This is a genomic window from Pseudomonas sp. S60 (assembly GCF_016647865.1).
In the GTDB taxonomy this organism is placed as follows: domain Bacteria; phylum Pseudomonadota; class Gammaproteobacteria; order Pseudomonadales; family Pseudomonadaceae; genus Aquipseudomonas; species Aquipseudomonas parafulva.
Genome location: NZ_JACVVH010000083.1, coordinates 1 through 11068, shown reverse-complemented (window position 1 = coordinate 11068; position 11068 = coordinate 1). Strand labels below are relative to the sequence as shown.

General features: G+C 62.6%; 7 protein-coding genes. All 7 read left to right on the top strand.

Going from position 1 to position 11068, the window contains the following annotated elements; all coding sequences use genetic code 11:
• Positions 1–323: 323 nt before the first annotated feature.
• On the top strand, positions 324–3089 hold the full coding sequence (gene gyrA, locus IAE33_RS23910; protein ID WP_028634698.1) for a DNA gyrase subunit A: 2766 nt from the start codon (positions 324–326) through the stop codon (positions 3087–3089).
• A gap of 149 nt (positions 3090–3238) precedes the next feature.
• On the top strand, positions 3239–4324 hold the full coding sequence (gene serC / locus IAE33_RS23905; RefSeq protein ID WP_201165650.1) for a 3-phosphoserine/phosphohydroxythreonine transaminase: 1086 nt from the start codon (positions 3239–3241) through the stop codon (positions 4322–4324).
• Positions 4324–5418, top strand: a complete 1095-nt coding sequence (pheA, locus tag IAE33_RS23900; protein WP_201165649.1) for a prephenate dehydratase — start codon at positions 4324–4326, stop codon at positions 5416–5418. The genes serC and pheA overlap by 1 nt, the downstream gene beginning before the upstream one ends.
• Positions 5419–5503: 85 nt before the next feature.
• Complete coding sequence (locus IAE33_RS23895) at positions 5504–7744, top strand: bifunctional prephenate dehydrogenase/3-phosphoshikimate 1-carboxyvinyltransferase (protein ID WP_201165648.1); 2241 nt, start codon at positions 5504–5506, stop codon at positions 7742–7744.
• A complete protein-coding gene (gene cmk / locus IAE33_RS23890) occupies positions 7741–8427 on the top strand; it encodes a (d)CMP kinase (protein ID WP_028634702.1) in 687 nt (228 codons plus the stop codon). Before IAE33_RS23895 ends, cmk begins: the two co-directional genes overlap by 4 nt.
• A gap of 124 nt (positions 8428–8551) precedes the next feature.
• Positions 8552–10228 carry a 30S ribosomal protein S1 gene (rpsA, locus tag IAE33_RS23885; RefSeq protein WP_003252673.1) on the top strand — a complete coding sequence of 559 codons (1677 nt, stop codon included), beginning with the start codon at positions 8552–8554 and terminating at the stop codon, positions 10226–10228.
• Positions 10229–10436: 208 nt separating this feature from the next.
• Complete coding sequence (locus tag IAE33_RS23880; protein WP_201165647.1) at positions 10437–10892, top strand: REP-associated tyrosine transposase; 456 nt, start codon at positions 10437–10439, stop codon at positions 10890–10892.
• The last annotated feature ends 176 nt before the right edge of the window (positions 10893–11068 follow it).

Here is an 11068-nt window from a genome sequence, read left to right as displayed (position 1 = left end):
AACGGCGGCCCCCGCAAGCGCAAACCCTGACCCTGTAGGCGCGAGCGTAGCGCGCGATGCGCCGCTCCCGCGGCGCCCGATCCCCCCGGCGCCGCAAATTCACCGGCAAGCCCCCGGTGCACATCTCCCCACCACCCCCGCCATTGTGGTAACATCCGGCAGTTTCCAAGCCCGCCCATACCGGCGGTCTTCACTGCGCAGATCCATGGCACAACTCGTTGATTTGTCGTAAGTCGTCGCATGCTGATGCGCTGCGGCGGCGAGCTTCGTTCGGCCCTTGATGGAGCTGCGAAGTTTCACCAGAAAAAGGAATCAGGCTTCTCATGGGCGAACTGGCCAAAGAAATCCTCCCGGTCAATATCGAAGACGAACTGAGACAGTCTTACCTCGACTACGCGATGAGCGTGATTGTCGGGCGAGCGCTGCCCGATGCGCGTGACGGCTTGAAGCCCGTGCATCGTCGCGTTCTCTTTGCGATGAGCGAACTGGGCAACGACTGGAACAAGCCGTACAAGAAATCCGCCCGCGTGGTCGGTGACGTGATCGGTAAGTACCACCCGCACGGCGACACTGCGGTCTATGACACCATCGTGCGTATGGCCCAGCCGTTCTCGCTGCGCTACCTGCTGGTCGACGGTCAGGGCAACTTCGGTTCCGTGGACGGCGACAACGCCGCTGCCATGCGATACACCGAAGTGCGCATGGCCAAGCTGGCCCACGAGCTGCTGGCCGACCTGCACAAAGAAACCGTCGACTGGGTGCCCAACTACGACGGCACCGAGCAGATCCCGGCGGTGATGCCCACCCGTATCCCCAACCTGCTGGTCAACGGTTCCAGCGGTATCGCCGTGGGTATGGCCACCAACATCCCGCCGCATAACCTGGGCGAGGTCATCGACGGCTGCCTGGCACTCATCGACAACCCCGAAGTCACCATCGATGAGCTGATGCAGCACATTCCGGGCCCGGACTTCCCAACGGCCGGCCTGATCAACGGCCGCCAGGGCATCATCGAGGCCTACCGTACCGGCCGTGGCCGCATCTACATGCGCGCCCGCTCCGAAATCGAAGACATCGACAAGGTAGGCGGCCGCCAGCAAATCGTCGTGACCGAGCTGCCTTACCAGCTCAACAAGGCCCGCCTGATCGAGAAAATCGCCGAGCTGGTCAAAGAGAAGAAGATCGAAGGCATCACCGAGCTGCGCGACGAGTCCGACAAAGACGGCATGCGCATCGTCATCGAGCTGCGTCGCGGCGAGGTGCCGGAGGTGGTGCTCAACAACCTGTATTCGCAAACCCAGCTGCAGAGCGTGTTCGGCATCAACGTGGTGGCGCTGGTCGACGGCCGCCCGCGCTTGCTCAACCTCAAGGACCTGCTCGAAGCCTTCGTGCGCCACCGCCGTGAGGTGGTCACCCGCCGCACCGTGTTCGAGCTGCGCAAGGCCCGCGAGCGCGGCCATATCCTTGAAGGCCAGGCGGTTGCGCTGTCCAACATCGACCCGGTCATTGCCCTGATCAAGGCCTCGCCAACGCCGTCCGAAGCCAAGGAAGCGCTGATTTCCACGCCATGGGAATCCAGTGCCGTGCAGGTGATGGTCGAGCGCGCCGGTGCCGATTCCTGCCGCCCCGAAGACCTGCCAGAGCAATTTGGCCTGCGCGACGGCAAGTATTACCTTTCGCCAGAACAGGCCCAGGCCATTCTGGACCTGCGCCTGCACCGCCTGACCGGCCTCGAGCACGAGAAGCTGCTGGCCGAGTACCAGGAAATCCTGGAGCAGATCGGCGAGCTGATCCGTATCCTCAGCAGCGCTGAGCGCCTGATGGAAGTGATCCGCGAAGAACTCGAAGCGATCCGCGCCGAATATGGCGATGCCCGCCGTACCGAGATCCTGAACGCCAGCCACGACCTCAACTACGGCGACATGATCCCGGAAGAGGAGCGCGTGGTGACCATCTCCCACGGTGGCTACGCCAAGACCCAGCCGTTGTCCGCCTACCAGGCCCAGCGCCGCGGCGGTAAGGGCAAGTCGGCGACCGGCGTGAAGGACGAGGACTACATCGAGCACCTGTTGGTTGCCAACAGCCACGCCACCCTGCTGTTGTTCTCCAGCAAGGGCAAGGTGTACTGGAAGAAAACCTACGAAATCCCCGAAGCCTCGCGTGCTGCCCGTGGCCGCCCGCTGGTCAACCTGCTGCCGCTGGAAGAAGGTGAGCGCATCACCGCCATGCTGCAGATCGACCTGGAGGCCCTGCAGCAGAGCGCCGGTGCCGACGAGGAGCTGGAGGACGCGGATGACACCGTGCTTGAAGGTGAAGTGGTCGAGGTGGAGGAAGCCGACGAAGAAGACGGCGATACCCCTGAGTGGGCTGCCGAACCTACTGGCGCCTACATCTTCATGGCCACCGCGTCGGGCACCGTGAAGAAGACCCCGCTGGTGCAGTTCGCCCGCCCGCGTAGCAACGGCCTGATTGCCCTCAAGCTGAAAGAAGGCGACACCCTGATTGCGGCGGCCATCACCGACGGCGCCAAGGAAGTGATGATGTTCTCCGATGCGGGCAAGGTGATCCGCTTCGCCGAGAGCGTGGTGCGCGAAATGGGCCGTACCGCCCGTGGCGTGCGCGGCATGAAGCTGGGCAAGGGCCAGGAGATCATCTCCATGCTCATTCCAGAGTCCGGTGCGCAGATCCTCACGGCCTCCGAGCGTGGCTTCGGCAAGCGTACCCCGCTGTCCAAGTTCCCGCGTCGCGGCCGTGGTGGCCAGGGCGTCATTGCCATGGGCACCAAGGGGCGCAACGGCTTGCTGATCGGCGCCATTCAGGTGCAGGAAGGCGAGGAGATCATGCTGATTTCCGACCAGGGCACGCTGGTACGTACCCGGGTGGGCGAAGTGTCCAGCCTTAGCCGCAACACCCAGGGCGTCACCCTGATCAAGCTGGCCAGCGACGAGACGCTGGTGGGCCTGGAGCGTATCCAGGAGCCGTCTGCAGAAGAGCTCGATGATGTGATCGAGTTGGACGAGGAGGGTGTCGAGGCCCAGGCGCCCGACAATGACGACGCTGCGGACGCCGAAGAGGCACCGCAGGACTAAGCAGGCGTTACACCCGAACGGGGCGACCAAGGTCGCCCCGTTTGACCATGTAGGAGCGAGCGTAGCTCGCGATGCAGGCACCTCGGTTCCTGCAAAGTATGCAGTGACCGGACCAAGATTTTGTTCTATTTGGCAGAGCGAGAGTGGATGTGAGCAAACGAGCCTTTAACTTCTGCGCGGGCCCTGCCGCGCTTCCGGATGCCGTGCTGCAGCGCGCCCAGGCAGAAATGCTGGACTGGCGTGGCAAGGGCCTGTCGGTGATGGAAATGAGCCACCGCAGCGACGACTATGTGGCCATCGCCGAGAAGGCCGAACAGGACCTGCGTGACCTGCTGTCCATCCCCTCGAATTACAAGGTGCTGTTCCTGCAGGGCGGCGCCAGCCAGCAGTTTGCCGAAATCCCGCTCAACCTGCTGCCGGAAAACGGCACCGCCGACTACATCGAAACCGGCATCTGGTCGAAAAAGGCCATCGAAGAAGCGCGCCGTTTCGGTCACGTGAACGTGGCCGCCAGTGCCAAGCCCTACGACTACCTGGCCATCCCCGGCCAGAACGAGTGGAACCTCACCCCGAACGCTGCCTACGTGCACTATGCGTCCAACGAGACCATCGGCGGGCTGGAGTTCGACTGGGTGCCGCAGACCGGTGATGTGCCGCTGGTGGTGGACATGTCTTCCGACATCCTCTCGCGCCCCATCGATGTGTCGCAGTTCGGCCTGATTTACGCCGGCGCCCAGAAGAACATCGGCCCCAGCGGCCTGGTGGTGGTCATCGTGCGTGAAGACCTGCTGGGCCATGCCCGCAGCAGCTGCCCGACCATGCTCGACTACAAGGTGTCGGCCGACAACGGCTCCATGTACAACACCCCGGCCACCTATTCCTGGTACCTCTCGGGCCTGGTGTTCGAGTGGCTGAAAGAGCAGGGCGGTGTCGATGCCATGGAGCAGCGCAACCGGGCCAAGAAAGACCGCCTGTACGGCTTTATCGATGCCAGCGAGTTCTACACCAACCCCATCAGCCACAACGCCCGTTCGTGGATGAACGTGCCGTTCCGCCTGGCTGACGAGCGCCTGGACAAAGCCTTCCTGGCCGGTGCCGACGCCCGCGGCCTGCTCAACCTCAAGGGCCACCGCTCGGTGGGTGGCATGCGCGCCTCCATCTACAACGCCCTGGGCCTGGACGCCGTCGAAGCCCTGGTGGCCTACATGGCTGAATTCGAGAAGGAGCACGGCTGATGTCCGAGCATGAACTCACCGCCCTGCGGGTGCGCATCGACAGCCTCGACGAGAAAATTCTCGAGCTGATCAGCGAGCGCGCCCGTTGCGCCCAGGAAGTGGCCAAGGTCAAGACGGCCTCGCTGCCCGAAGGTGAAAAGCCGGTGTTCTACCGCCCTGAGCGCGAAGCTGCCGTGCTCAAGCGGGTGATGGAGCGCAACCAGGGCCCACTGGGCAACGAAGAGATGGCGCGGTTGTTCCGCGAAATCATGTCCTCGTGCCTGGCCTTGGAAGAGCCGCTGAAAATCGCCTACCTGGGCCCGGAAGGCACCTTCACCCAGGCCGCTGCCATGAAGCATTTCGGCCATGCTGTGATCAGCCGGCCAATGGCAGCCATCGACGAAGTGTTCCGTGAGGTGGCCGCTGGCGCTGTCAACTTCGGCGTGGTGCCCGTGGAAAACTCCACCGAAGGGGCTGTCAGCCATACCCTGGACAGCTTCCTCGAGCACGACATGGTGATCTGCGGTGAGGTGGAGCTGCGTATCCACCACCACCTGCTGGTGGGCGAGAGCACCAAGACCAGCAGCATCACCCGCATCTACTCCCACGCCCAGTCCCTGGCCCAGTGCCGCAAGTGGCTGGACGCGCACTACCCGAATGTGGAACGTGTGGCGGTGTCGAGCAACGCCGAGGCGGCCAAGCGCGTCAAGGGCGAATGGAATTCTGCGGCAATTGCCGGCGACATGGCGGCCAACCTGTATGGCCTGACCCGCCTGGCCGAGAAAATCGAGGACCGCCCCGACAACTCCACGCGCTTCCTGATGATCGGCAGCCAGGAAGTGCCGCCGACCGGCGACGACAAGACCTCGATCATCGTTTCGATGAGCAACAAGCCGGGTGCCCTGCACGAGCTGCTGGTGCCTTTCCATCAGAACGGCATCGACCTGACCCGCATCGAAACCCGCCCGTCGCGCAGCGGCAAGTGGACGTATGTGTTCTTCATCGACTTCGTCGGCCACCACCGCGACCCGCTGATCAAGGCCGTGCTCGAGCAGATCAGCCAGGAAGCCGTGGCACTGAAGGTGCTGGGTTCGTATCCAAAGGCAGTGCTTTGATTCCGAACCGCCGCCCGTAGCCGTTCGCGATTGGGGTGCATGGCACCCCCGGCAACCAACACAACGCCATACAAGGTTCACACCCGTGGTAAATGCAGCAACAACCCAACCCGCGCCGATCATCAACCGCCTGGTGGTGGTCGGCCTGGGCCTGATCGGCGGCTCCTTCGCCAAGGGCTTGCGTGAAAGCGGCCTGTGCCGCGAAGTGGTCGGCGTCGACCTGGATGCCCCGTCGCGCAAGCAGGCGGTGGCCCTGGGCGTGGTCGACCGCTGCGAAGACGACCTGGCTGCGGCCTGCGTGGGCGCCGATGTCATCCAGCTTGCCGTGCCCATTCTGGCCATGGAAAAGCTGCTGGGGCTTCTGGCTGGTCTGGACCTCGGCCAAGCCGTGATCACCGACGTGGGCAGTGCCAAGGGCAATGTGGTGCGGGCTGCCCGGGCAGCCCTGGGCGAGCGTTTGTCGCGCTTCGTGCCTGGCCACCCGATTGCCGGGTCCGAGCAAAGCGGTGTGGAGGCTTCCAACGCCGCCTTGTTCCGCCGGCACAAGGTCATCCTTACGCCGCTCGCCGAAACCGACCGCGCCGCCCTGGCCATCGTCGACCGCCTGTGGCGCGCCCTGGACGCTGACGTTGAGCACATGCCCGTCGAGCGCCATGACGAGGTGCTGGCTGCCACCAGCCACCTGCCGCACCTGCTGGCCTTCGGTTTGGTCGATTCGTTGGCCAAGCGCGATGAAAACCTTGAAATCTTCCGGTACGCTGCGGGTGGCTTTCGCGATTTCACAAGAATCGCCGGCAGCGACCCGACCATGTGGCATGACATCTTCCTTGCCAACCGCGACGCTGTGCTGCGCACGCTTGATACATATCGCAGCGATCTCGACGCCTTGCGCGACGCGATCGCTGATGGGGACGGGCACCAGCTGCTGGGTGTGTTCACCCGCGCTCGGGTTGCCCGCGAGCATTTCAGTAAAATCCTGGCCCGCCGGGCCTATGTGGACGCTATGAACGCCAACGATCTGATTTTCCTGGCCCAACCCGGTGGCCGCCTGACCGGGCGAATCCGCGTACCGGGCGACAAGTCGATTTCCCACCGCTCGATCATGCTCGGCTCGCTGGCCGAAGGCACCACCGAGGTCGAGGGCTTCCTCGAGGGTGAGGACGCCCTGGCGACCCTGCAGGCATTCCGTGACATGGGTGTGGTCATCGAAGGCCCCAATCACGGTCGCGTGACCATTCACGGTGTGGGCCTGCACGGCCTCAAGCCACCACCCGGGCCGCTGTACGTCGGCAACTCGGGCACCTCCATGCGCCTGCTGTCCGGCCTGCTGGCCGGGCAGGCGTTCGACGTCACCATGACGGGCGATGCGTCGCTGTCCAAGCGCCCGATGAACCGTGTGGCCAACCCGCTGCGCGAGATGGGCGCCGTGGTTGAAACCGGGCCGGAAGGCCGCCCACCGCTGACCATCCGCGGCGGCCACCCGCTCAAGGGCCTGACCTACACGCTGCCGATGGCCAGTGCGCAGGTCAAATCCTGCCTGCTGCTGGCGGGCCTGTACGCCGAAGGCAAGACCACCGTCACTGAGCCTGCGCCTACCCGTGACCACACCGAGCGCATGCTGCGCGGCTTTGGCTACAGCGTGGACACCAATGGCCCGGTAGCGTCGCTGCAGGCTGGCGGCAAGCTCACCGCTACGCGTATCGAAGTGCCGGCCGACATCTCGTCGGCGGCGTTCTTCCTGGTGGCGGCCTCGATTGCCGAAGGTTCCGAGCTGGTGCTGGAGCATGTGGGCATCAACCCCACCCGTACCGGTGTCATCGACATCCTGCGCCTGATGGGCGGCGACATCACCCTGGAAAACCAGCGTGAAGTGGGTGGCGAGCCGGTGGCCGACCTGCGCGTACGCGGCGCACGCCTCAAGGGTATCGACATCCCTGAAGCGCTAGTGCCGCTGGCCATCGACGAGTTCCCGGTGCTGTTCGTGGCCGCGGCCTGCGCCGAGGGGCGTACCGTGTTGCGTGGCGCCGAAGAGCTGCGGGTCAAAGAGTCCGACCGTATCCAGGTGATGGCCGACGGCCTGATCACCCTGGGTATCCAGTGCGAACCCACCCCTGACGGCATCATCATCGAGGGCGGTCAGCTGGGCGGCGGCGAGGTGCACGGCCACGGCGACCACCGCATTGCCATGGCCTTCAGCGTGGCATCGCTGCGCGCCAGCGCGCCTATCCGCATCCACGACTGCGCCAACGTTGCCACGTCGTTCCCCAACTTCCTGGCGCTGTGCGCCGAGGTGGGCATCCGCGTGGCGGAAGAGGGCAAGCCGTGAACGCGCCTACGCCAGTCATCACCATCGACGGGCCGAGCGGCTCGGGCAAGGGCACCGTTGCCGGGCTGCTGGCCCGGGAGCTGGGCTGGCGGCTGCTGGACTCCGGCGCGCTGTACCGTCTGCTGGCGTTCAACGCCAGCAACCATGGCGTGGACCTCACCAACGAAGAGCTGCTGACCCGCCTGGCCGCTCATCTGGATGTGCAGTTCATTGCCGCGCAGCCCGGTAAGCTTCAGCAGATCATTCTTGAGGGTGAGGATGTCAGCAACGTCATCCGTACCGAAACCGTCGGCGCGGGTGCCTCCCGGGTGGCCTCGCTGCCGGCCGTGCGTGACGCACTGCTGGTGCGCCAGCGCGCCTTCCGCGAGGCGCCTGGCCTGATTGCCGATGGCCGTGACATGGGCACCGTGGTGTTTCCCGACGCGCCATTGAAAGTGTTCCTTACCGCCAGTGCCGAGGAACGGGCCCGCCGCCGTTACCTGCAGTTGAAGGGCAAGGGTGAAGATGTTAGTCTGTCGAGTCTGCTAGATGACATTCGTGCGCGCGATGAGCGCGATACCCAGCGTGCAGTGGCCCCGCTGAAACCAGCGGCAGACGCCATTCAGCTGGATTCCACCGAATTGTCCATCGATCAGGTGTTGCAACGTATCAGGAGCGAGCTCGCACTGCGCGATCTTCTCTGATAACCAGGAAGGCAGGCAGGTGCACCAGTCATCGTCCTGCGGGCTTTCCTTTACTTAAAACGAACCCACATTGTCTGGAATGTGGTGATGGGCGTCTGTTTCGCCCGAATCTACAGGAATTAAAATGAGCGAAAGCTTTGCAGAACTCTTTGAAGAAAGCCTGAAAACCCTCAATCTTCAGCCGGGTGCCATCATCACCGGTATCGTTGTCGACATCGACGGCGACTGGGTTACCGTACACGCTGGCCTGAAGTCCGAGGGCGTCATCCCGCTCGAGCAGTTCTACAACGAAGCTGGCGAGCTGACCATCAAGGTCGGTGACGAAGTGCACGTTGCGCTGGACGCGGTCGAAGACGGCTTTGGCGAAACCAAGCTGTCCCGTGAAAAAGCCAAGCGCGCCGAGTGCTGGATTGTTCTGGAAGCAGCTTTCGCCGCCGAAGAAGTGGTCAAGGGCGTTATCAACGGTAAGGTTAAAGGCGGCTTCACTGTCGACGTTAACGGCATCCGTGCGTTCCTGCCGGGCTCCCTGGTTGATGTCCGCCCAGTGCGCGACACCACCCACCTGGAAGGCAAAGAGCTGGAATTCAAGGTCATCAAGCTGGACCAGAAGCGCAACAACGTTGTTGTTTCGCGTCGCAGCGTGCTGGAAGCCGAGAACTCCGCCGAGCGCGAAGCCCTGCTGGAAACCCTGCAGGAAGGCCAGCAAGTCAAAGGTATCGTCAAGAACCTCACCGACTACGGCGCATTCGTGGACCTGGGCGGTATCGACGGCCTGCTGCACATCACCGACATGGCTTGGAAGCGCATCAAGCACCCATCGGAAATCGTTAACGTTGGCGACGAAGTCGACGTACGCGTTCTGAAGTTCGACCGTGAGCGCAACCGCGTTTCGCTGGGTCTGAAGCAGATGGGCGAAGATCCGTGGGTTGCTATCACTGCCCGTTACCCAGAGGGTACTCGCGTACAAGCGCGCGTTACCAACCTGACCGACTACGGCTGCTTCGCTGAGCTGGAAGAAGGCGTTGAAGGTCTGGTACACGTTTCCGAAATGGACTGGACCAACAAGAACATCCACCCGTCGAAAGTCGTTCAGGTTGGCGACGAAGTGGAAGTTATGGTTCTGGACATCGACGAAGAGCGTCGTCGTATCTCCCTGGGCATCAAGCAGTGCAAGTCCAACCCATGGGAAGACTTCTCCGGCCAGTTCAACAAGGGTGACAAGATCACCGGTACCATCAAGTCGATCACCGACTTCGGTATCTTCATTGGCCTGGACGGCGGCATCGACGGCCTGGTTCACCTGTCCGACATCTCCTGGAACGAAACCGGCGAAGAAGCCGTGCGTCGTTTCAAGAAGGGCGACGAGCTGGAAACCGTCATCCTGTCGGTCGACCCAGAGCGCGAGCGCATCTCCCTGGGCATCAAGCAGCTGGAAGACGATCCGTTCTCCAACTTCGTTGCTGTCAATGACAAGGGCGCTATCGTCAAGGGTATCGTGAAAGAAGTTGACGCCAAAGGCGCCATCGTCACCCTGGCCGACGACATCGAAGCCACTCTGAAAGCTTCCGAAATCAGCCGTGACCGCGTTGAAGACGCGCGTAACGTTCTGAAGGAAGGCGAAGAGATCGAAGCCAAGATCATCAGCGTTGACCGCAAATCGCGTGTTATCAGCCTGTCGATCAAATCGAAAGACGACGCTGAAGAGCGTGAAGCCATCCAGAGCCTGAAAAACGCTCCGGAAGCGGCTGCCGACACCACCATGGCTGCGCTGCTGCGCGAAGCAATGGCCAAACAGAACTGAGTTCTGTTTGATCGGTAAAAAGGGCGACCCTCGGGTCGCCCTTTTTTTTCGTCTGAATTTCAGTGTGGGGAGTAAGTTTTGTGGCGGTGCCTAGATTGAGCGCCGCCTGCGCCGTGTATCCAGTTACATGCTGCAACCCTGATTACCGCTTTCATCCTTACACCGCAGCTAGGCTGTACCAGCACGCACATTTTCAAGGATGAACACGATGAACAACCCCCATGACTGCCGGCTACGCCATGCCCGCTGCTCGGTGCCAGGCAGGCTTTATATGCTGACCACGGTTACCCACCGCCGTCGGCCATTATTCGATGATTTCCAGTACGCCCGCCTGACCATCCACAACATGCGTCTTGCACAACATAAACAGCACTGCCACTCATTAGCCTGGGTTGTGATGCCAGACCATGTGCACTGGCTGCTCGAATTGAAAGACGCGACGCTGAGCATGCTGATGCAACGCTTCAAGTGCCAGACCAGCAATGCATTGCGCAAGGCCGGGGTAAAGGCCTCGCCGATCTGGCAGGCAGGGTATTACGACCGAGCGCTGCGCCGTGAAGAGGATGTTGTCAGGTTAGCGAGATACATCGTGGCCAATCCGATTCGGGCGGGGTTGGTTGCCAGGGCGGGTGATTATCCGCACTGGGATGCGGTTTGGCTTTGAGCGGGTGGCGGGCGTACGGCGCATCGCCATTTGTGCACGCGCCTGTCACAAGCGTAACTGGCCAAAAAACGTAGGAGCGAGCGCAGCTCGCGATGCGCCGCAGGGCGGCGCTCGATCTCACGGGCTCAACCATCATGAAGGCGGGCACCTATAAGCCCTCACACCCGTATGCCGAG

What these genes read in the sequence shown, in the direction of transcription:
- pheA (WP_201165649.1), top strand. Translation starts at nt 4,324, where the DNA reads ATGTCCGAGCATGAACTCACCGCCCTGCGGGTGCGCATCGACAGCCTC.
- rpsA (WP_003252673.1), top strand. Translation starts at nt 8,552, where the DNA reads ATGAGCGAAAGCTTTGCAGAACTCTTTGAAGAAAGCCTGAAAACCCTC.
- IAE33_RS23880 (WP_201165647.1), top strand. Translation starts at nt 10,437, where the DNA reads ATGAACAACCCCCATGACTGCCGGCTACGCCATGCCCGCTGCTCGGTG.
- gyrA (WP_028634698.1), top strand. Translation starts at nt 324, where the DNA reads ATGGGCGAACTGGCCAAAGAAATCCTCCCGGTCAATATCGAAGACGAA.